21 protein-coding genes are annotated in these 20,000 nt (G+C 71.5%); 5 read left to right on the forward strand and 16 right to left on the reverse strand.

Features of this window, described 5'->3' with window-relative positions; all coding sequences use genetic code 11:
• The 7 genes from MET9862_RS09285 to bla form a co-directional block, all read right to left on the reverse strand.
• The coding region (locus MET9862_RS09285; RefSeq protein WP_142582724.1) for an LptA/OstA family protein at positions 1-660 on the reverse strand (660 nt) is incomplete at its 3' end.
• A complete protein-coding gene (locus MET9862_RS09290) occupies positions 657-1,421 on the reverse strand; it encodes an LPS export ABC transporter periplasmic protein LptC (protein WP_244612638.1) in 765 nt (254 codons plus the stop codon). The genes MET9862_RS09290 and MET9862_RS09285, both read right to left, overlap by 4 nt.
• A gap of 252 nt (positions 1,422-1,673) precedes the next feature.
• A complete protein-coding gene (locus tag MET9862_RS09295) occupies positions 1,674-2,297 on the reverse strand; it encodes a ribonuclease D (protein WP_142582725.1) in 624 nt (207 codons plus the stop codon).
• 261 nt (positions 2,298-2,558) lie between these two features.
• Positions 2,559-3,362 (reverse strand): pantoate--beta-alanine ligase, encoded by an 804-nt coding sequence (gene panC, locus MET9862_RS09300; protein ID WP_142582791.1) that lies wholly within the window; start codon positions 3,360-3,362, stop codon positions 2,559-2,561.
• Positions 3,363-3,484: 122 nt separating this feature from the next.
• Positions 3,485-3,850: a hypothetical protein gene (locus MET9862_RS09305; protein ID WP_142582726.1), complete on the reverse strand. Its 366-nt coding sequence runs from the start codon at positions 3,848-3,850 to the stop codon at positions 3,485-3,487.
• A gap of 62 nt (positions 3,851-3,912) precedes the next feature.
• A complete protein-coding gene (gene ybaK / locus MET9862_RS09310) occupies positions 3,913-4,386 on the reverse strand; it encodes a Cys-tRNA(Pro) deacylase (protein ID WP_142582727.1) in 474 nt (157 codons plus the stop codon).
• Positions 4,387-4,439: 53 nt separating this feature from the next.
• Complete coding sequence (gene bla, locus MET9862_RS09315; protein WP_142582728.1) at positions 4,440-5,327, reverse strand: class A beta-lactamase; 888 nt, start codon at positions 5,325-5,327, stop codon at positions 4,440-4,442.
• Between the two features lie 236 nt (positions 5,328-5,563).
• On the opposite strand from bla, the gene mnmE reads away from it, so the two are divergent.
• Positions 5,564-6,883, forward strand: coding sequence for a tRNA uridine-5-carboxymethylaminomethyl(34) synthesis GTPase MnmE (gene mnmE / locus MET9862_RS09320; protein ID WP_142582729.1), 1,320 nt, complete (start codon positions 5,564-5,566; stop codon positions 6,881-6,883).
• A 29-nt stretch (positions 6,884-6,912) separates the two neighbouring features.
• On the opposite strand, the gene MET9862_RS29280 is transcribed toward mnmE, so the two are convergent.
• Complete coding sequence (locus tag MET9862_RS29280) at positions 6,913-7,062, reverse strand: hypothetical protein (RefSeq protein WP_185156811.1); 150 nt, start codon at positions 7,060-7,062, stop codon at positions 6,913-6,915.
• Positions 7,063-7,291: 229 nt separating this feature from the next.
• On the opposite strand from MET9862_RS29280, the gene mnmG reads away from it, so the two are divergent.
• From mnmG to MET9862_RS09340, 4 genes are read left to right on the forward strand one after another with little or no spacing between them, the layout of a single operon-like run.
• The gene (mnmG, locus tag MET9862_RS09325; RefSeq protein WP_142582730.1) at positions 7,292-9,172 is read left to right on the forward strand and encodes a tRNA uridine-5-carboxymethylaminomethyl(34) synthesis enzyme MnmG; all 1,881 of its coding nucleotides are present in this window, start codon (positions 7,292-7,294) and stop codon (positions 9,170-9,172) included.
• A complete protein-coding gene (gene rsmG / locus MET9862_RS09330; protein ID WP_142582731.1) occupies positions 9,172-9,804 on the forward strand; it encodes a 16S rRNA (guanine(527)-N(7))-methyltransferase RsmG in 633 nt (210 codons plus the stop codon). The genes mnmG and rsmG overlap by 1 nt, the downstream gene beginning before the upstream one ends.
• A complete protein-coding gene (locus tag MET9862_RS09335) occupies positions 9,801-10,658 on the forward strand; it encodes a ParA family protein (RefSeq protein ID WP_142582732.1) in 858 nt (285 codons plus the stop codon). The genes rsmG and MET9862_RS09335 overlap by 4 nt, the downstream gene beginning before the upstream one ends.
• A 57-nt stretch (positions 10,659-10,715) precedes the next feature.
• Entirely contained in the window at positions 10,716-11,627 is a 912-nt protein-coding gene (locus MET9862_RS09340; RefSeq protein WP_142582792.1) for a ParB/RepB/Spo0J family partition protein, read from the forward strand.
• Positions 11,628-11,681: 54 nt separating this feature from the next.
• Here MET9862_RS09340 and holA read toward each other — a convergent pair whose 3' ends face one another.
• From holA to MET9862_RS09380, 8 genes are all read right to left on the reverse strand, one after another.
• Positions 11,682-12,713: a DNA polymerase III subunit delta gene (holA, locus tag MET9862_RS09345; protein WP_142582733.1), complete on the reverse strand. Its 1,032-nt coding sequence runs from the start codon at positions 12,711-12,713 to the stop codon at positions 11,682-11,684.
• Between the two features lie 10 nt (positions 12,714-12,723).
• Positions 12,724-13,269: an LPS assembly lipoprotein LptE gene (gene lptE, locus MET9862_RS09350; protein ID WP_142582734.1), complete on the reverse strand. Its 546-nt coding sequence runs from the start codon at positions 13,267-13,269 to the stop codon at positions 12,724-12,726.
• Positions 13,270-13,414: 145 nt separating this feature from the next.
• Complete coding sequence (locus MET9862_RS09355; RefSeq protein ID WP_142582735.1) at positions 13,415-15,616, reverse strand: TonB-dependent siderophore receptor; 2,202 nt, start codon at positions 15,614-15,616, stop codon at positions 13,415-13,417.
• A 94-nt stretch (positions 15,617-15,710) separates the two neighbouring features.
• A complete protein-coding gene (locus tag MET9862_RS09360; protein WP_142582736.1) occupies positions 15,711-16,586 on the reverse strand; it encodes an acid phosphatase in 876 nt (291 codons plus the stop codon).
• A gap of 257 nt (positions 16,587-16,843) precedes the next feature.
• The gene (locus MET9862_RS09365) at positions 16,844-17,716 is read right to left on the reverse strand and encodes an alpha/beta fold hydrolase (protein WP_142582737.1); all 873 of its coding nucleotides are present in this window, start codon (positions 17,714-17,716) and stop codon (positions 16,844-16,846) included.
• Between the two features lie 17 nt (positions 17,717-17,733).
• Positions 17,734-18,588 (reverse strand): 2,3,4,5-tetrahydropyridine-2,6-dicarboxylate N-succinyltransferase, encoded by an 855-nt coding sequence (gene dapD / locus MET9862_RS09370; protein WP_142582738.1) that lies wholly within the window; start codon positions 18,586-18,588, stop codon positions 17,734-17,736.
• A gap of 100 nt (positions 18,589-18,688) precedes the next feature.
• Positions 18,689-19,141, reverse strand: a complete 453-nt coding sequence (locus MET9862_RS09375) for a Crp/Fnr family transcriptional regulator (RefSeq protein ID WP_142582739.1) — start codon at positions 19,139-19,141, stop codon at positions 18,689-18,691.
• 106 nt (positions 19,142-19,247) lie between these two features.
• Entirely contained in the window at positions 19,248-19,931 is a 684-nt protein-coding gene (locus MET9862_RS09380) for a response regulator transcription factor (protein ID WP_142582740.1), read from the reverse strand.
• Positions 19,932-20,000: the final 69 nt, after the last annotated feature.

Here is a 20,000-nt window from a genome sequence, read left to right on the forward strand (position 1 = left end):
GGCCTCGGCGTCCGCCGGCTTGTCGGCGGCCTTGTCGCCCGGCTTCGGCGCGCCGCGCGCGGCGGCCGCGGGCGGCGCGCAGCCCGTGGCCTTGGCGCCCTTGGCCTCGGTCTTCTCGCCGGGGACGAACATGGCCGAGACGCGGCCGCCCGCCACCGGGTCCATGTTCGCGCGGCCGGTATTCATGTCGTAGACGAGGCGCTGCCCGCGGGTGACGTTCTGGCACTGGCTCAGCACGACGTTGCCGGTGAGCACGATGCGCTTGGCCGCCTGGTCGAACACGGCGCTGTCGCCGGTCGCCACCTGATCCTTCTGGACCACGGTGACGGGACCGGCGCATTCCACCTTCTGGATGCCGTTCTCGGGCTTCGCCTCGGCCGGCTTGTCGGCCGCGCCGTCCTTCTCCTTGCCGCGCTTGTAATGCACGGTCATGGTCGAGCAGCGGATGGTGCTGTCGCCCTGGACGGCGACCACGTTGCCGGCGAACACCGCCTTGTTCTCGCGGTCGAACACGTCGAGCCGGTCGGCGTCGATCTTGATCGGCTCCTTGCCCCCGCCGATCGCGCCGAAGGGGCTGCCCTCCTTCTGCGCCGCCGGCGCCGCGAGCGCGGGCGCGGCCAGCAGCAGGAGGCCGAGCAGGGCGGAGCCGGGGCGCCTCACGGCCGCCCCTCCCCCGGCTCCGCCGCGGAGAGCAGGCGCAGGGCGCCGCTGTCGACGGTGGGGCCGGCCGCGTCGGGCTTCCGGTCCGGTCGAGCGGCCGTGTCGGCGTCCTGATGGAACACGGTGTGCACGTTGCCGATGAAGGAGATCACGCGGCCGTTCTCGACCACGTCGAGGCTGTCGGCCACCACCGAGCCGCTCGGAACCGTGACCGTCACGGTCTCCTTCGAGGAGACGCTGCCGGCCTTGAAGTTCACCGCAGCCGAGGTGAGCCGGGCTTCCTCGCCCTTGTCGGTCCAGATCCGGATGTCGCGGCTGAGGTCGAGCGTCTCGCGGCCGGTATCGAACAGGCCCGAGGCCGCCTCCAGCCGGGCGAGGCCGCCCTTGTCGTCGGTGGCGATGTGGCCGCGCATGGTCTCGAGCTCGATCAGGCTCGGCTTGCGCATGTCCTGCAGGGCGGCGGCCGCGGTGACCTCGTAGCCGCGATCGCCCTTGCGGAAGCCGGAGAGCCGCGGATTGTCCATGCGCACCTTGGTGCCGGACAGGGTGACGGGACCGACGCTGACATCGGGCAGCGAGGCCGCGAAGGGGTTCAGCACGAGGGCCGCCACCGCGATCACGGCGCCGCCCGCGGCCAGCGGGATGACGCGCCGGAACAGCCGGACGCGCGCGCTGTGGCGGTGGGCGCGGGCATGGGCGCGCGTGCGCCGCGCGCTGCCGGCGCTGAGCCCGTTCGTGCCGATCGCGTCGAGCGCCTGCATGACATGTCCCGGCGGCGTGCCCGGCGGGCGCCCGCGAGAGAGGATACGGTCCGGATCGGCACGCGGCCGGCCCGGGGCCGCGGGCCCGAGGCCGCGACCGGAACGGGCCGCATGCGCTCGGCCGATGGCGAAGTTATGGCTTAAGTGTTTCCGAAGGTTCAACCATAGCACGAAGCAGAGCCGGCTTCCGCACGCCCCGGTCGGCGCGGGCGGTGCGCGGGCGCACACACCCGAGGCAGAGTGCCGAGCCGCTCAGGTATGGGCGAAGATGTCCGTCTCCGGCCAGCCCTCAAGGTCGAGCCGGGCGCGGGCCGGCAGGAAGTCGAAACAGGCGCGGGCCAGATCGCTGCGGCCCTCGCGGGCGAGCATGGCATCGAGGCGCTCCCGGGCGGCGTGCAGGTGCAGCACGTCGGAGGCCGCATAGTCGAGCTGAGCCTGGCTCAGGGTCTCCGCGCCCCAGTCGGAGGATTGCTGCTGCTTCGACAGATCGACGCCGACGAGTTCGCGGACCACGTCCTTCAGCCCGTGCCGGTCCGTGTAGGTGCGGGCGAGCTTCGAGGCGATCTTGGTGCAGTAGACCGGCGCCGGCATCACGCCGAACCGCTGGAACAGCACCGCGAGGTCGAACCGGGCGAAGTGGAAGATCTTCAGGACCGTCGGGTCGGCGAGGACGCGCTTCAGATTCACCGCCTCCGACCCCTCGCGCGGGATCTGGACCACGTCGGCCGTGCCGTCGCCGGTGGAGATCTGCACCACGCAGAGCCGGTCCCGGTGCGGGTTGAGGCCCAGCGTCTCGGTGTCGATGGCGATGGCCGCGCCGGGCTGGTAGCCGTCGGGCAGGTCGCCCCGGTGGAGGCGGACGGTCGGGCTCGGCATCGGGTGCGTCTTTTCGGCAGGTGCTTGCGGGAACGGGGTTTTTTCGCCGGTAGCACCGCCGCGGCGGGGGGACAAGGGCAGGGACGGGGGAGGCGGTCCCGCCTGCATCACGCGAAGATCCGGCTTGCCCCATCAAACCGCCTCATCCTGAGGTGCGAGGCGACAGCCGAGCCTCGAAGGAGGTCTCCAACAGGGTCTCAGGATGAGGTCGCGAAGGGGATCGGCTTGACTGGGGACCTGCCGATCCGCTCGGACAGGCTCTCAGACCGCGACGTTGTCGATGAGGCGCGTCCGGCCGAGATAGGCGGCGGCGAGCACCCGGGCCGGGCCCGCCACCCGCTCCAGCGGCGCGAGGGTCACGGCGTCGCAGACGGCAAGGTACTGCACCTGGAAGCCCGCCTCCTGCAGGGTGGCAATCCCCTCGGCGATGGCCGGCGCAGTGGCCGCCCCGGTGCGGCAGGCGGCGGCGACCGCGTTCAGCACGGCGTAGAGGTTCGGCGCGAGTGCCCGCTCGTCCGGCTCGAGGTAGCGGTTGCGGGAGGAGCGCGCGAGGCCGTCCGCCTCGCGCAGGGTCGGCACGCCGCGGATCTCGACGGCGAGGTCGAGATCCGCGACCGCGCGGCGCACCACCTGGAGCTGCTGGTAATCCTTCTCGCCGAACAGGGCGACGTCCGGGCGGACTTGGCCGAGGAGCTTCGTCACCACCGTGGCGACGCCGGAGAAATGGCCCGGCCGGAAGGCGCCGCACAGGCCTTCGGTCAGGCCCGAGACCTCGATGCGGGTCGCGAAGCCCGGCGGGTACATGGTCGCGACCTCCGGCGTCCAGGCCGCATCCGCACCGGCCTCGCGGAGGCGGCGGAGATCGCTCTCCACGTCGCGGGGGTAGCGGGCGAAATCCTCGTTCGGGCCGAACTGGGTCGGATTGACGAAGATGCTGACCACCGCCCGACCGATCCGGCGCGCCTCGGCGACCAGGGCGAGATGGCCCTCGTGCAGGGCGCCCATGGTCGGCACCAGGGCGACGCGCTCGCCCGCTTCGCGCCAGGCCGCGACCCGGGCCCGCATCTCGGCGAGGTCGCTGATGCGCTGCGAAGAGGAGGATGGCTGCGCGCTGCTCAAGGCTCGGGCTCCGGGCGGGGACGGCGCGCCGGTCTAATCCGCCCCCGCGCGGTGCGCCAGCCCGCCCGTTACGGGCAGTAGGGCAGCAGCGCGCGGCCGAACGGGTCGTCGATGCCGGGCGGCGGCGTCAGGCCGTAATAGCTCGGGCGCGACAGACCGTAGGCCGAGCCGACATAGCTCGGATCGTCGGGGGCGTTGGTGGGGATCGGCACGCGCCGCGGCACGCAGCCGATCGGGGCGGGCGGCGGCGGAGCCCGGCGCACGATCCGCTCGCTGTCGTCGCTGCGCGGGAAATAGCGCGGCGGGCTGGCAGGCACGGCGTAGCGCGGCGCGCCGAACCCGTCGCCGAGCAGGTCGGCGGCCCCTGCGGGCGCGGACACGATCAGCGCCGCCATCGCGGCCATGCACAGGCGCCGTCCCACCGCTGCGTTCATGCCCCTCTCCCGCCGGCAGGCAACCCTTGTCCCGGCTTGGTAAATCAGAGGTTAGCGCCGGCTCAGGTCAGCGGGGCCGTGCGGGCCTGGAGGGCGGTGACGAGGTCGGCCGGCCGCAACCGGATCTGCAGGCCGCGCCCGCCGCCGTTCACGTGGATCTCCTCCGCCGTATCGAGGGAGCCGGCATCGATCAGCGTCGGCACCGCGCGCTTCTGACCGAGGGGGCTGATGCCGCCGACATGGTAGCCGGTGAGCCGCTCGGCCTCGGGCGGCTTCAGCATCGCCGCGGACTTGCCCCCGAACGCCGCCGCGACGCGCTTCATGCTGACCTCGCGGTCCGACGCGACGAGGAGGCAGACCGGCTTGCCGTCGACCGCGGCCATCAGGGTCTTGAGCACCCGGTCCGGGCTGACGCCGAGGGCCTCGGCCGCCTGCAGGCCGATGCGCTGCGCGTCGGGATCGTAGGCATAGGCGTGGAGGCTGTAGGGGATCCCCGCCTTGTCGAGGGCGCGGGTGGCGGGCGTGGCCTTGGCCATCGATGTCTCGTCTCGCGGGTTCGGCGTGCAGGGTCGGGACCGGCGTTGCGGCGTCAGGCGGCGGCGAGGGCGACCACCAGCCGGCCGATCTCGGCATGGATCGCGTCGCGCACCGCGTCCGGCGCGTCGCTCCGCGTGATGTAGACCGCGGCGAGCAGCGGCGCACGTCCCGGGGGCCGGACGATCGCCACCACATTCGCCGTGCCGTTGGCGCCGGACCCGGTCTTGTCGCCGACCGACCAAGTGGGCGGAATCCCGGCGCGCAGCCGCTTCAGGCCGGTGCGGGCCTCCATCATCCAGCCGGCGAGACGGGCGCGGCTCTCCGGCGCCAGGGCCGGTCCGAGCAGGATGCGCTCCAGGGTCGCGAGCATCGCGGCCGGCGTGGTGGTGTCGCGCAGATCACCGGGGATCGCCGTGTTGAGCTCCGGCTCCCAACGGTCGAGGCGTGTGACCGGATCACCGATCCGGCGCAGCCAGGCGGTCAGGGCCTCGGGGCCGCCAAGGGCCTGGAGCACGAGGTTCGCCGCCGTGTTGTCGCTCCAGACCAGCGCGGCGGCGCAGGCCTCGCCCAGCGGCATCGGCCCCTCCCCGGCTTCGAGGCGGCGGCGCGCCACCGGGGCGTAGCTGTCGAGGTCGGCCGCCGTATAGGGCATCGCCCGCGCCAGCGTCTCCGTGCCCTGCTCGACCCGTGCCAGCAGGGCCGCGGCGGCCAGGACCTTGAAGGTGCTGCACAGGGGAAAGCGCTCGTCGGCGGCCAGGGCGAGGCTGCGCCCGCTGCCGGTATCGCGGATTGCGACGCCGAGGCGTCCGCCGAAGCCGTGGGCCAGCGCCACGAGCCGCGCCTGCGGATCCTCCGCGGCAGGGGCGCTGGCGGGCCAAGCGGCGGCCACGAGCCCCGCGCCGAGGCCCCGGCAGAGATGACGGCGCGTCGGGTCGGACATCGGGTCGGGATCCTCCTGCGCGGCCGGGCTTCGGTTTCGGCCGAAGGCCCGCGTCGTCCCAGCCAGGCCATCATGTCACCGCGCGCCGCGCTGTACAGGGCTCGCGTTTCGCAAGGCGCCAGCGGGCCGTGATAGAGCGCTCGCCGAGCCCGCCGGACGCGGATGGTGCAGGACCCTGACCCGTCCGGATGCCGCGCGGGCCGGGCTCGACGCGTCCCGGATTTGTGGATGGCAGGATGAACGACCACAGCACGATCTTCGCGCCGGCGAGCGGCTTCGGACGGGCGGCCGTCGCCGTGGTGCGGCTCAGCGGCCCGGCCTGCGCCGCGGCGCTCCTGGCGCTGGCCGGTCCCCTCCCCCCGCCGCGGCGGCTGTCGCTGCGCAGCCTGCGCGATCCGGTCGATGGCAGCGTGCTCGACAAGGCGCTGATCTGCTGGATGCCGGGGCCGAAGACCTTCAGCGGCGAGGACATGGCGGAGCTGCATCTCCATGGCGGCGCCGCCGTGCGGTCGGGCGTGCTCCGCGTCCTCTCGAGCCTGCCGGGCTGCCGGGCCGCCGAGGCCGGGGCCTTCACCCGCCGGGCGGTGCTCAACGGCCGCCTGGACCTGACGGAGGCGGAGGGGATCGCCGACCTGATCGAGGCCGAGACCGAGGCGCAGCGGCGTCAGGCTCTGCGCCAGCTCGATGGAGCCCTCGGCCGACAGGTGGAGGCATGGCGCGAGGCCGGCCTCACCTGCCTCGCGGCCGCAGAGGCGGCCCTCGACTTCGCCGACGAGGGCGATGTCGACGATGCGGCCCTCGATGCTGCCTTGCTCGGCCGTGTCGCCGGGCTGCGGACGGAGATCGCGGCGGCTCTGGCCGATGGGCGGCGCGGGGAGCGGCTCCGGGACGGCTTCACCGTGGTGCTGGCGGGCGCACCGAATGTCGGCAAATCGACCCTGCTGAACGCGCTCAGCCGCAGGGATGCGGCCATCGTCTCGGACCGGCCGGGAACGACCCGCGATGCGATCGAGGTGCGGCTCGATCTTGGCGGCTTGCCGGTCCTTCTGGTGGATACGGCGGGCCTGCGCGAGACGGCGGATGTGGTCGAGGCGGAGGGCATCGCCCGCACGCGGCAGCGCATCGCCCAGGCCGACCTCGTCCTGCTGCTGGCCGATACGGGAGAGGCGGAGGCATCGGGCTTTCCGGACGTGCCGGTCCTGCGCATCCGCACCAAGGTCGATCTCTCCGACACCGCGTCAGCCGGTTCGGAGGATGTGGGGATATCCGCGCGGACCGGTCGCGGTCTCGACGCCCTCCTCCGCCTCATCCAGGACCGGGCAGAATCGGCGCTCGGCAGCGGTGACGCCGTGGTCACGCGGGAGCGTCACCGAGCGGCGCTGGTGCGCTGCCTTGGGCATCTCGACCGCGTTCTCGCCGCGGCGGATGGCGCCCTGCCCGAAATGATCAGCGAGGATCTGCGGCTGGCTGTGCGGGCGCTCGGGGAGATCAGCGGTCGCGTCGGCGTCGAGGACGTTCTCGACCGCCTGTTCAGCAGCTTCTGCATCGGGAAATGAGGTCCTGTTTCACGTGAAACAGGGCACCTTCAGCCGCGGGTGAGGAACATGCCGGTCAGCAGGAAGGCGAAGGCCGCGAGGCCGAGGGCGCCTTCCTCCCGCGCAGTCCTGCCTGTGAAGTGGGCAAGCGCACCGCCCGCCACGCACAGGACTCCCAGACCGAGTGCCATCAGATGCATGAGCCGCTCTCCTGCAATAGTCCCAGGACGCTGACACGCTGCGGCTGGCCGGCGTGATGCGGTGCCGCGATATCGAGAGCCGGTTAAGCAAAATTAATGCCGCAGGCTCGGCAGTGGGCGCCCATCAGCGCGCCGCCCCGCGGGCATCACCGCGTTGCGCAGGGCGTCCGCAGGCACATGTCCGGATGCCCGCGTTGACGGCGCGACACGCGGGCGCGTAATCACGCGCATGCCCACGACCCCGTCCCACGCCTTCGATGTGATCGTCATCGGCGGTGGCCATGCCGGCGTCGAGGCCGCTGCGGCCGCGGCCCGCTTCGGCGCGCGCACCGCTCTGGTGACCCATGCCGCCGCCACCATCGGCGCCATGTCGTGCAATCCCGCCATCGGTGGCCTGGGCAAGGGTCATCTCGTGCGCGAGGTCGATGCCCTCGACGGCCTGATGGGCCGGGTGGCCGATGCCGCCGGCATCCAGTTCCGCCTGCTCAATCGGCGCAAGGGCCCGGCGGTGCGTGGTCCCCGCACACAGGCCGACCGCAAGCTCTACGCCGCCGCCATGCAGGCGGCGGTGGCCGAGACCGCCGGCCTCCAGGTGATCGAGGCATCCTGCGAGGACCTCCGCGTGGTGGATGGCCGCGTCGCCGGTGTCCGGCTCGGCGATGGGCGGGAGCTTCGCTGCGGTGCCGCCGTGCTGACCACCGGCACCTTCCTGCGTGGGCTCATCCATATCGGCCCTGTCCAGGTCCCGGCCGGCCGGGTCGGCGAGGCGCCCGCGATCGGACTCGCCCACACCCTGGACCGGCTCGGCTTCCGCCTCGGCCGGCTGAAGACCGGCACGCCGCCGCGCCTCGACGGCAGCACCATCGACTGGGCCGCCCTCGAGATGCAGGAGGCCGATGCCGACCCGGTCCCCTTCTCGACGCTGACCGAGCGGATCACCACGCCGCAGATCCGCTGCGGCATCACTCGCACGACCCAGGGCGTGCATGATCTGATCCGGGCGAACCTGCACCACTCGCCGATGTATTCCGGCGGCATCAGCAGCCGCGGGCCCCGCTACTGCCCCTCCATCGAGGACAAGGTGGTGCGCTTCGGCGACCGCGAGGGGCACCAGATCTTCCTGGAGCCGGAAGGGCTCGACGACCCGACCGTCTACCCGAACGGGATCTCCACCGCCCTTCCCGAGGCCGTGCAGCACGACCTCGTCGCGCTGATTCCCGGCTTGGCGCGGACACGCATCCTGCGACCCGGCTACGCGATCGAGTACGACTACGTCGATCCGCGTGAACTCGACACGGCGTTGCAGGCCAAGCGCCTGCCCGGCCTGTTCCTCGCCGGCCAGATCAACGGGACGACAGGCTACGAGGAGGCGGCGGCGCAAGGCCTCGTCGCCGGTCTCAATGCGGCGCGCTCCGCGGGCGGCCAGGAGACGGCGCGCTTCGACCGGGCCGAATCCTATCTCGGCGTGATGATCGACGATCTCGTCACCCACGGGGTGAGCGAGCCCTATCGCATGTTCACCTCGCGCTCGGAGTACCGGCTCAGCCTGCGCGTCGACAATGCCGATGAGCGGTTGACCCGGCGCGGCCTTGCCCTCGGCTGTGTCGGCGCGCGTCGGGCCACGCATTTCGCAGCCTCTCAGGCCGAGCTTGCCGCTGCGCGCGCACGGCTCGATGAGTTGAGCCTGACCCCGACTCAGGCGCGCGCCTACGGAATCGAGCTGAACCAGGACGGCATCCGTCGCAGCGCTTTTCAGCTCCTGTCCTATCCGGAACTCGACTGGGCGCGCCTCTCCGCCGTCTGGCCGGACTTGGCCGAGGTGTCGCCGCGTGTCGCCGAGCGCCTGCGCACGGATGCCACCTACGCCGTCTATCTCGACCGCCAGCAGGCCGACATCGCCTCCTTCCGGCGGGACGAGGCGGTGCGTCTGCCGGCCCATCTCGACTATGGCCGGATCAGCGGCCTCTCGAACGAGATGCGGCTGAAGCTGGAGGCGGTGCGGCCGGGCACGCTCGGGCAGGCGGCCCGCATCGAGGGCGTGACGCCCGCGGCGCTGACGTTGCTCGCGGCCCATGCCCGGCGCGATAGCCGCGTCGCAGTGAGCGCCTGATGGCCCGCGATCACGACCGCGACCGGGTGCTCGCGGAAGCCGGTGTTTCACGTGAAACCGCGGAGCGGCTCGACCTCTATGTCGAGCAGTTGCGGCGCTGGCAATCGGTCAAGAACCTCGTCGGACCGGCGACCCTCGCCGAGGTCTGGACGCGGCACGTCGCCGATGCTCTCCAACTCCTCACGCTCGCGCCCGATGCGACGCATTGGCTGGATCTTGGCTCCGGCGCGGGCATCCCGGGATTGATCCTGGCGATCGCCGGCGGCCCGGACATGAGCGTGGATCTCGTCGAGAGCAACGCGCGTAAGTGCGCCTTCCTGTCGGAGGCTGCGCGCCTGACGGGGGCGAAGGCTCGCATCCATAACGCCCGCATCGAGACGGTGATCGACCGCTTCCAAGGGGTCGAGATCGTCTGCGCGCGCGCACTGGCGCCCCTCGATCAGCTCCTCGCCTGGACGGAGCCGCTGTTGAAAACCGGCACCACTGGACTGTTTCCGAAGGGTCGCGACGTCGATGCGGAATTGACCCAGGCCGCCACCCGTTGGACAGTCTCGTACGACCTCGTTCCGAGCCGAACCGAGTCGGCGGCCCGGATCGTCCGCGTCACCGCCCTCGCGCCCGAAAATTCATGACAAGCGACGCCCCTCCCCCGCCGGTCGAACCGGCGCCGTCAGCCGTGACCAAGCGGCCGTTGCGGATCCTCGCGTTGGCCAATCAGAAGGGTGGCGTCGGCAAGACGACCACCGCGATCAATCTCGGCACCGCGCTCGCCGCCATCGGCGAGCAAGTGCTGGTGATCGACCTCGACCCCCAGGGCAACGCCTCGACGGGCCTCGGCATCGACCGGCGCCAGCGCCACGTCTCGACCTACGAGGTGATGGCCGGCGAGGCGCGCCTCGCCCAGGCCGTGATCCCCACGGCGGTGCCGCGCCTCTCGATCGCCCCCTCGACCATGGATCTGCTCGGCCTCGAACTGGAGATGGCGTCGAGCCCCGACCGGGCCCACCGCCTGCGCAACGTTCTCAAGGATGTCACCACCGCGCCCGAGACCGCGGGGATCACCTACGTCCTGATCGACTGCCCGCCCTCGCTCAACCTCCTCACCATCAACGCGCTGGCCGCCTCCGATGCGGTGCTGGTGCCGCTGCAATGCGAGTTCTTCGCCCTCGAAGGCTTGAGCCAGCTCCTGCGCACGGTCGAGCAGGTGCGCAGTGCCCTCAATCCGCGCCTGACGATCCAGGGCATCGTGCTGACGATGTTCGATCCGCGCAACAACCTGTCGAATCAGGTCGTGGCGGATGTGCGCAGCTTCATGGGCGAGAAGGTCTACGAGACCATGATCCCGCGCAACGTACGGATCTCCGAGGCGCCCTCGCACGGTAAGCCGGCGCTGCTCTACGATCTGAAATGCGCCGGCAGTCAGGCCTATCTCAGGCTCGCCTCCGAGGTGATCCGCCGCGAGGGGCGTGTCCCGGAAGCGGCCTGATCGGTCATCCGGGTGGGAAACAGGGTTCGAGACGTGTTGCGTAGCAAGGTGGACGGTATGGCGGATGAGGCACCACGGCCTCGGCTGGGGCGCGGGCTCGCAGCCCTGATCGGCGATTTCGGGGATGCCGCGCCCGCGGGCGACAAGGCGCCCGCGCCGCAGCGCAAGGTGGCGGTGGAGTTCCTGCGCCCCAACCCGCGCAACCCGCGCCGCCGCTTCGTCGAGACCGATCTCGAGGAGCTCACGGCCTCGATCAAGGCCCGCGGCCTGATCCAGCCGATCGTGGCACGTCCCCTCCCCGACGTGCCGGGCGCCTTCGAGATCGTGGCGGGCGAGCGCCGCTGGCGGGCCGCCCAACGGGCCGGGCTCGACGAAGTGCCGGTGGTGGTGGTCGAGATCGACGACCGCGCCTCTCTCGAATTCGCGATCCTCGAGAACGTCCAGCGCACCGACCTCAACGCCATCGAGGAAGCCGCCGGCTACGAGCGGCTGATGAGCGAGTTCGCCTATACCCAGCGCGAGCTGGCCGAGATCCTGGGCAAGAGCCGCAGCCATCTCGCCAATACCCTGCGCCTGCTCAACCTGCCCCCCGCCGTGCAGGACCGGGTGATCGCAGGCGAGATCACGGCCGGCCATGCCCGGGCGCTGCTCGCCGTGCGCGACCCCGAGGCCGTCGGGCGCCGCATCGTGGAGGAGGGGCTGTCGGTCCGGGAGGTCGAGGCCTTGGCCGCCGCCGAGGTTCCGGAGACCGAGGGCCCCCGCCCCGGCCGCCCTCGGAGCAGCGCCGAGCGGAGCGAGGAGACGCGCAGCCTGGAGCGCCGGATGGCCCGCGCCCTTGGCGTCGGCGTCAGCCTCAAGGCGAAGAACCCGAACGAGGGCGAGATCCGCATCCGCTACCAGACGGCCCAGGAGCTTGACGACCTGTGCCGACGCTTCCGCGTCTCGGACGAAGAGTTCGACAACGGCTGATCCCGGGCTCCGCCCGGACCCGCGAGAGGGATGATCCCTCTCGACACCCCGGTCTCAGGCTCCGCGCCGCGCGGCCTCCGCAGCGATGCGCAGGAGTGCGGCCGAGGCATGGGCATGGGCGAGGCTCGGCTCGGCGCGGCGGCAGGCCAGCACCGCCTCCTGAAGGATCTGCACCGCCTGGCGCAGGGCCGCCGGGCTCCAGCGGGCGAGCTGCGCCTCGACGCTGCTCTTGCGCCGGAAATGCAGGCCGCGCCAACTCGCCACCAGCAGGCTCGGGCTCTTATCCGGCCCCTCCAGCCGGCTGGTCAGCAATTGCAGGGCGTGGCGTAGGGCGGAGCCCAGCATCATCGAGGGGTCCAGCCCCTCGTGCCGGAAGCGGCGATAGTCGCGCTCCACCTCCCCCGCCCGTCCGGCGAACGCGGCGTCGATCAGCGTGGTGAGCACGCTCGGCGCCACGTCGCTCACCACGGCCTCCACGTCGTCGAGGCCGACACTGCCGCGATCCTTCGCGTAGAGGGCGAGCTTCTCGATCTCCGAGAGGCTGGCGCGCCGATCGCCGCCCAGGCTCTGGCTCAGCATCTCGCGGGCCTCGCGCGCGATGCGCAGGCCGTGTTCCTGCAGCGTCCGGTCGATCAGCTCGCCGAGCGCCCGCTCGTCATCCGGGTAGCAGGGAATGGCGAGCGCCTTGGGCGAGCGCTCGCACAGGGTGCGCAGGGGCGCCGATTTCGCGAGGTCGCCCGCCTCCACCACGATGCGCGTGCCCGAGACCTCGGCCTTCAGCACCGCCTCGACGGCGGGCGCGTAGTTACGGCTGCCGGGACGGACCCAGATCGCGCGCTTGTCCCCGAACAGGCCGACCGTACCCGCCTCGTCCACCAGCCGTCCGGGATCGCCGGCCAAGGCGTCGCCGTCGATCTTCGCCAGCGCGAACGGGTCGCCCGGATCCGTGACGAAACTCTCGGCAAGCCGTTTGGCCCGTTCCGTGACGAGCCCGGTATCGGGCCCATAAACGAGGATCACCGGGATGCGGGGGTCGGGGCCGCGGCGGATCAGGCCTTCCGCTTCGTGCGCCTTGACCGCCGTCACGCGCCCTGCCCTACGGCCGCGCCACGAGGACCGAGGCGATGCGGGTCTTGATCTGCTCGGACAGAACCTTGGCGAGGCGGATCTCGGCGTCGCGCGCCGCCCGCTGGCTGGCGAAGCGCTGCACCGAGCGGTCATAGGTCGCCGTCGAGGTCGCGACCCCCTCGGTGATCACCTTGGTTCCGTCGAGGTTCTCCAGGCTGTAGCGGATGGTGCCGACGAGGGTGCCGGCCTCGGCGCGGCCGGTCTGCGTCGAGACGATCGGCGTCTGCACCACCTCGCTGCCCTGCAGCTTCAGGCGGTAGCGCTTCGGCGCGGGCTGGCCGGAGCCGTCGAGATCGAAGATCAGCTCGCTGCGCAGGTAATGCCCGAGCCGCTCCTGACCCTGGGCGGTGTTGACGTCGTCGACCTGGATCGAGGCGAGCAGGGCGGCCATCGATTCGCCCGAGGCGGTCGGCCCGTAGAGGGGCCGGAAACAGGCCGACAGGCCGAGCGCCAGAGCGGCGACGCCGGCAAGCCTGCCCGCGGCCCGGAGACCGTATCCTGCCCGCTGCCTCATCCGTGCCTGTCCCAGACGCATCCCGATCCGCTCTTTACGCGCGCGGCGATGCCCGCGCCATCAGCATGAGGCACAGGGGTTACGATTTCTCTGCGGCAGGAGCGTGGTGAAGGGCAGGGTGATCCGCCGTGGATAACCCCCTCCCCTACCACCGGTAGATCAGGCTGCCGATCACCGTCGCGGGTGCGCCGCGATAGCAGAAGCCGGCCTGGCAGTTGGTGTAGTCCCGGTCGAAGATGTTGAAGGCGTTCACCTGGGCGCGGAAGCCTTTGTACTTCGGGTCGAGGGCCGCGAAATCGTAGGCGATCAGGGCGTCGAACAGGGTCACGGTGGGATTGCGGACCGTGTTCTCATCGTCGGCGAAGCTCGGGCCCGCGTAGCGCACGCCGCCGCCGATGGTCAGACCGGCGAGCGGGGAGGAGGGCGGGAACAGGTAGGTCGCGAAGGCCTTGAAGCTGTCGCCCGGGATGCCGGAGAGCGCGTTGCCGTCGATCGGCTGGCCGGTCACCAGCGAGGTCTGGCGGGTGAAGCGGAAGTCGAGATGGGTGTAGGCCAGCGTCAGGTTGGTGCCGGGCGCGAGATTGGCGATCAGCTCGGCCTCGAAGCCCGTCGAGCGCACCGAGCCGGTGGCGACCTGATTGGCGATGTTGTTCGGGTCCTGGCGCAGGATGCTGGTCTGGCGGATGTCGAAGCCGGCAAACGCGGCGGTGATGTTGGTGCCGGGGATCGCGTATTTCACGCCGGCCTCGATCTGCTCGCCGGTCGCGGGCTTGAAGGCCCGCCCGTTCACGTCGGCGCCGACCTGGGGCGTGAAGGTGGTGGCGTAGCTCGCATAGGGCACCATGCCGGGCGCCAGGGTGTAGTTCAGGCCGACGCGGCCGGTGAAGGCGCTGTCGTTCTGCGTCGTCGGCGTGCCGAGCGCGCCCGGCGTACCGCTCGCCGACCGCTGCGAGACCCAGTCCTGCCGCCCGGTGAGCGTGAGCACGAAGCGGTCGAATTTCGCCTGCTCCTGCAGGTAGAGACCGAGCTGGTCCTGGGACTGATCGACCGCCAGCGACAGGGCCGGCTTCGGGATGAACTGTCGGCCGTAATTGAGGGTCGCGATGTCGAGGTCAGGCGCCGTGCCGAAGCCGCCGAGCCGCTTCCAGTCGTAGTGCTGGTAGTCGAGACCGCCGAGCAGGGTGTGCGCCACCGGGCCGGTGACGACGTGGCCCTCGAGCTGGTTGTCGATGGCGACCGAATTCAGGTCCTCGATGAACAGGCCGGTGGAGCGCTGCGCCCGCAGGCCGGTGACCCCATCGATCTGCACATAGGGGAAATCGCCGTTGACGCCGTAGTAGCGGAAGTTCTGGCGGAAGATCAGGTCCGGGGTGAATTTGTGCTCGAAGGCGTAGCCGACGCGGTACTGCTGCTGCGTGAAGGCGTTGAAGGCGCCATCGCCCTGATACAGGCGCGACACCACGAAGCCGGGGAAGTTGTAGAACGCCGAGGTACCGAGCAGCTTCGAGCGCTGGAATTCGGTGAGCAGGGTGAAGCTGGTATCGGCCGAGGGCCTCCAGGTGAAGGCGGGCGCGATGTTGACGCGGTCGTCCGTGGCGCCGGGCAGGAAGGTGTCGGACTGGCGCACGATGCCGGTGAGCCGGTAGGCCATCGTGCCGTCCGAGCCCTCGACCGGCCCCCCGAGGTCGAAATTGCCCTGGTAGCGGTCGTAGTTGCCCGCCTGGAGCCAGATTTCACCGAACTGGGCGAAGACCGGCCGCTTCGTGGTCACGTCGACGATGCCGCCCGGCGAGCCGAGGCCGTAGAGGCCCGAGGCCGGCCCGCGCAGGATGGTCAGCGCCTCCGTGCCGTAGGGCTCGATGCGGGGCACCGCGAGGCCGACAGCGGATTGCCGCAGGCCGTCCCGGAACACCCCGTCATAGGTCGCCGAGAAGCCCCGGATGTAGAAGGCATCGAAGCGCGGATCGAAGCCGAACACGTCCGTCGAGGTGCCGGGCGCGTAGGCCAGCGCCTGGTTGAGATCCTGCACGTTGCGGTCGTTGAGCTGCTCGCGCGTGACCACCGTGACCGACTGCGGCGTCTCGATCAGCGGCGTGTTGGTCTTGGTCGCGGTCGGACTGGCCTTGGCCGTGTAGCCGACCACGCCGCTCGGACCGCCACCGCCGCCGCTCGTCGCCGCGCTGTCTCCGCCGATCGCGCCACCCCCGCCGCTCGCTCCGGCGGCAGGCGCGGCCGGGCGCGTCGCCTCCACCGAGATCTGGTCGAGCTGGACGTTCGCCTGCTGGGCGAGAGCCGGCCCTGTGGCCATGAGCGAGGCGAAGGCGGTGAGGCGGACGGTGATCGACATGGGGTTCCCGGGCTCGCGCGGAGCCCAAGGGATGACCGGTCATGCCGGCGTGATCAACCCGAAAATGTGTTATGAATCATACACTTAGAAGGGTTCAAAATTGCAGCGCCGGCTCCTTCAGGGCGTTGCTCTCGCGAGTGCAGAGGGCCGCCTCGGGGGGCGGCCCCTTGCCGTCGAGCACCTTGGCAAGCTCGGCCCTGGCCTTGTCCATGTCGGCCCGGAACCCGGCATCGCCCATCAGCGCCGCGAAGATCGCCGAGCCGTTGGTGCGCCCAGCGGCGACGTCGGTCAGCCAATGCACGCCGCAGATGATGCGGCTCTCGCCATAGGCCCGGCCGCGGGCGAGGATCACGGTGGCCTTCTCCGGCACCAGGGCGGCCATCATCAGCGCGTAGGCCCAGCCCTGCGTCGCATGGCCGGACGGGTAGCTGAAGCTGTCGGCGAGCTGCTGGGTCCGCTGCACGCAGATCGGCGCCTCGTTGCCGACGAAGGGACGCAGGCGCCGGTAATGCAGCTTGGGCCCGCGCGTCGCGCGGGCGATGTCGAGGCGGGCCCGGTCGAACAGGGTGATCACCGCCGGCACGCGGGTCTGGTCGATCCGGGTGCCGAGCACGCAGGCATAGGTGTCGAGGATCGCCGCCGCGCCCTCGGCCACATCGCTGGAGGCCAGCTCCCAGCGCGCGCTGCCGCGTAGCGCCCGGGTATTGGTGAAGGCGGCCCGGTCCGCGTTGTCGAGGGGGGAGTGGCTGGCGGGCGGCGGCGACAGGATCTGCACCGTATCCGGCGCGGCGGCCTCGCTCAGATAGGGCTTCACCGCGGGTTTGCCGGGCTTCAGCGTGTCTGCCCCGACGGAGGGCGCTGCGGTCTCGGGCGGAGCCGCGGGCTTGGGCTGGATCGCCTGGGCCAGGGCCGGGGCAGCGCCGAGCACCGTCACGGTCAGCAGCGCGGACAGGAGAGGCAGGCGGGGCATCGGACTCCGAAGGGGCTCACGATCCTGTGATTCGAATGAGAATAGGTCTCGTTCTGCGACGCGCCTATGGCGGCACGCGCTGGAGCGGCCTGTTCCAGCGAATTCCTGATACAAAGCGACCCGATTTTCGCGCGCAAGCCCCAATGCGGAGATCCCAAGGGGTCACCCCTTTGGCGGGGTGCCGGGGCTGAGCCCTGGCCCTCTTCCCGGGCTCCGCCCGGACCTGCCAAAGGCCTGAGGCCTTTGGAAACCCGATCTCAGCCGGTCCGGATCGCGGCGGCGACGGAGGCCGGGTACTCCTCGTGCGGGCTGAGCGCGCCCGGGATCGGCGTGATCCGGACATGCCCGCTCGCCGCGAGAGCGTCCATCTCAGCGCCCGAACGGCGCGGCGCACGCTCCGGCCGCAGCACCTGGATCGGCGGCAGGCCGTCCCCGAACAGGGCGAGGAAGTCGTCCCGCGTCTCGACCGTGTCCAGGCCGCCGGTGACGAAGGCGGCGGTCCCGAAGCGGCCGTTCCGGTGCCGGGTGATCGCGTGCTTCATCCGCACCAGATCGGGCGTGACGCGCTCAGGCTCGGCATAGACATGGGCGCGCATCATCCGGCCGATGATCGGCGGGCTGATATTGATCCGGTAGAGCGCCTCGCCGACGAGCGGCGCCTCGACGGCCCGGCGGATGCGCCCGAAGAGCGGCCTGCGCTCCGGCCCCATCGCGGTGGGCAGGGGCCCGCGCCAAGTCGGCGCGACTAGGACGAGGCGGGAGAAGGCGCTCGGACACCGCCGGGCCGCCGCGACGAGATAGCCCGCCGCGTGGCCGGCGCCGATGCCCAGCGCGTAGGGGCCGGGCAGCCGCGCCAGCAGGGCGTCGAGGAAGCCGTGCAGGGTCTGCGGAGCGAGGGGCAGCCGCGGACGCGTGCGGTCGCCGAAGCCGGGCCAGTCAGGCACGAGGCAGCGGTGGTCGCCGCCGAGTTCCTCGGCGAGGCCGTGCATCTCGGCCCGCGCCGAGATGGTCGAGAGCGCCGGCAGCAGGAGGGCCGGCGCCCCGTGGCCGATCACGTCGATCGGGGTCGGGCAGGGGAAGGCGCCGACCGTGAGGTCGAGGTTGCGCGTCTCCTGCCGCAGGGCCGCCATCGGACCGCTCGCCGGGCTCAGTCTCGGAGCAGCTCGTTGATGCCGGTCTTGGCGCGCGTGCCGGCATCGACGCGCTTCACGATGACCGCGCAGTAGAGGTTCGGGCCGGGCGTCCCGTCCGGCAGCGGCTTGCCGGGCATCGTCCCTGAGACCACCACGGAGTAGGGCGGCACGCGGCCGTAGAAGACCTCGCCGGTGGCGCGGTCGACGATGCGGGTCGAGGCGCCGAGATAGACGCCCATCGAGAGCACGCTGCCCTCGCCGACGATCACGCCCTCGGCCACCTCGGCGCGGGCACCGATGAAGCAATTGTCCTCGATCACCACCGGGTTGGCCTGCAGCGGCTCCAGCACGCCGCCGATGCCGGCGCCGCCGGAGATGTGGCAGTTCCTGCCGATCTGCGCGCAGGAGCCGACCGTCGCCCAGGTGTCGACCATGGTCGCCTCGCCGACATAGGCGCCGAGATTGACGAAGGAGGGCATCAGCACCGCGCCCGGCGCGATGAAGGCGCTGCGGCGCACGACGGCGCCCGGCACCGCACGGAAGCCCGCGGCGCGGAAGCGCTCGGCATCCCAGCCGTCGAACTTCGAGGGCACCTTGTCCCACCAGGAGGCGCCGCCGGGGGCGCCCGCGATCAGGTCCATGTCGGTGAGGCGGAAGGAGAGCAGCACCGCCTTCTTCAGCCACTGGTTGACCTGCCAGTCGCTCCCGGACTTCTCGGCGACGCGGGCCTTGCCGGAATCGAGCAGGTTCAGCGCCGTCTCCACCGCGTCGCGCACGGGACCGCGCGTGCTGGCGTCGATGGTGGCGCGCTCCTCCCAGGCGTTCTCGATGGTGCGCGCGAGATCGGCGTGGGCTTCAGCCTCGGACATGGCTCTTCCGGCTCGAATAGGGGCAATGGGAAGGCCCGTGCTTACAGAGGCGCGCCTGCCCTGTCACCCTGATCGCGCGGCGTGGCCCGCGCAGGCGGCATCAGGGGCCGGAAAACTGCGCCTCGAGCCGGGCGAGATCCGCCGACAGCGCCGCCAGATCCTCGGCCAGGGCGTCGTGGATCGCCGTTGCGGCCGCGGGGAACTCCGCCATCAGCCGGCGCACGAGGATCGGCGTCACGCGCATCACGTCGGCGGCCTCGGCCGCGCGGGCCTCGCAGGGGCGCTCGCCGCCCGTGAAGAGGGCGAGCTGCCCGATCAGCGCCGAGCGGCCGGCCGTCACCGGCTCGGCCCCGCCGGCCCGCGGCGTCAGCCGGAGCGTGCCGGCCATCACCACGAAGGCGCCGTCCGCCGGATCGCCCGGACGGAACAGCACCTCGTCCGCCGCGAGCATGCGCCGCTCCGAGGCGAAGGTGATCAGGCGCAGGGCGTCCGGCCCGAAGAAGCGGAACAGCGGCGCGGCAGCGAGAATCGCGATGTCGTCGTCGAGTCCCAACGCGCGCGGCTCCGGGTTGCATGGCAGGCAATCCGGTGAGCTTTAGCGGAACCGTATCCGCCGCACGAGAGGGCAGGGCGGGGAAGACGCGGCGACCGGGTCGGGATCAGGGCAGGAGCTTGTAGCCGCCGCCCTCCGTCACCAGGATCGCGGCGGTGGCCGGGTTCGGCTCGATCTTCTGGCGCAGCCGGTAGATATGGGTCTCCAGCGTGTGCGTGGTGACATGGGCGTTGTAGCCCCAGACCTCGGCGAGCAGGGTGTCCCGCCCCACCACCTCGCGCCCGGCGCGGTAGAGGAAGCGCAGGATCGCGGTCTCCTTCTCGGTGAGCTTCAGCTTCGAGCCGCGCTCGCCGATGAGGAGCTTCGCCCCGGGCCGGAAGGTGTAGGGGCCGATCTGGAAGACGGCGTCCTCCGAGGCCTCGTGGCTGCGCAGATGCGCCCGGATGCGGGCGAGCAGGATGGCGAACTTGAACGGCTTGGTGACGTAGTCGTTCGCCCCAGCCTCCAGCCCCTCGACGGTATCCTCTTCGGAATCCTGCGCGGTGAGCATGATGACCGGGCCGCGATAGCCGTTGCGGCGCATCAGGCGCACCGCCTCGCGCCCGTCCATGTCGGGCAGGCCGACATCCATCACCGCGAGGTCGATCCGATCCTCCGCCACCGTGGCGACCGCCGCCTCGGCGGTCGCGGCGCCGACCACGGTGAACTCGTCGTAGGCGTCGAACTGCTCGGTCAAGGTCTCGCGCAGGATCGCGTCGTCGTCGCAGATCAGGAGGCGGTAGGCATTCATCGTCCGGTCACTCTCGGGGGACGCAACGGGCCGGGCCGAGGAGGACCGACGCGGCATCCCGACGGGAAC

Origin of the sequence: Methylobacterium symbioticum, assembly GCF_902141845.1 — a bacterium.
In the GTDB taxonomy this organism is placed as follows: domain Bacteria; phylum Pseudomonadota; class Alphaproteobacteria; order Rhizobiales; family Beijerinckiaceae; genus Methylobacterium; species Methylobacterium symbioticum.

Bases quoted from the DNA above. Each gene is read 5' to 3' on its own strand.
- MET9862_RS09305 (WP_142582726.1), bottom strand. From the start codon at position 3,850: ATGAACGCAGCGGTGGGACGGCGCCTGTGCATGGCCGCGATGGCGGCG.
- MET9862_RS09335 (WP_142582732.1), top strand. From the start codon at position 9,801: ATGACAAGCGACGCCCCTCCCCCGCCGGTCGAACCGGCGCCGTCAGCC.
- dapD (WP_142582738.1), bottom strand. From the start codon at position 18,588: ATGTCCGAGGCTGAAGCCCACGCCGATCTCGCGCGCACCATCGAGAAC.
- MET9862_RS09340 (WP_142582792.1), top strand. From the start codon at position 10,716: ATGGCGGATGAGGCACCACGGCCTCGGCTGGGGCGCGGGCTCGCAGCC.
- panC (WP_142582791.1), bottom strand. From the start codon at position 3,362: ATGCGGGCCCGGGTCGCGGCCTGGCGCGAAGCGGGCGAGCGCGTCGCC.
- mnmE (WP_142582729.1), top strand. From the start codon at position 5,564: ATGAACGACCACAGCACGATCTTCGCGCCGGCGAGCGGCTTCGGACGG.
- rsmG (WP_142582731.1), top strand. From the start codon at position 9,172: ATGGCCCGCGATCACGACCGCGACCGGGTGCTCGCGGAAGCCGGTGTT.
- lptE (WP_142582734.1), bottom strand. From the start codon at position 13,269: ATGAGGCAGCGGGCAGGATACGGTCTCCGGGCCGCGGGCAGGCTTGCC.
- MET9862_RS09295 (WP_142582725.1), bottom strand. From the start codon at position 2,297: ATGCCGAGCCCGACCGTCCGCCTCCACCGGGGCGACCTGCCCGACGGC.
- MET9862_RS09355 (WP_142582735.1), bottom strand. From the start codon at position 15,616: ATGTCGATCACCGTCCGCCTCACCGCCTTCGCCTCGCTCATGGCCACA.
- ybaK (WP_142582727.1), bottom strand. From the start codon at position 4,386: ATGGCCAAGGCCACGCCCGCCACCCGCGCCCTCGACAAGGCGGGGATC.
- mnmG (WP_142582730.1), top strand. From the start codon at position 7,292: ATGCCCACGACCCCGTCCCACGCCTTCGATGTGATCGTCATCGGCGGT.
- bla (WP_142582728.1), bottom strand. From the start codon at position 5,327: ATGTCCGACCCGACGCGCCGTCATCTCTGCCGGGGCCTCGGCGCGGGG.
- MET9862_RS09380 (WP_142582740.1), bottom strand. From the start codon at position 19,931: ATGAATGCCTACCGCCTCCTGATCTGCGACGACGACGCGATCCTGCGC.
- MET9862_RS09365 (WP_142582737.1), bottom strand. From the start codon at position 17,716: ATGGCGGCCCTGCGGCAGGAGACGCGCAACCTCGACCTCACGGTCGGC.
- MET9862_RS29280 (WP_185156811.1), bottom strand. From the start codon at position 7,062: ATGCATCTGATGGCACTCGGTCTGGGAGTCCTGTGCGTGGCGGGCGGT.
- MET9862_RS09290 (WP_244612638.1), bottom strand. From the start codon at position 1,421: ATGCAGGCGCTCGACGCGATCGGCACGAACGGGCTCAGCGCCGGCAGC.
- MET9862_RS09360 (WP_142582736.1), bottom strand. From the start codon at position 16,586: ATGCCCCGCCTGCCTCTCCTGTCCGCGCTGCTGACCGTGACGGTGCTC.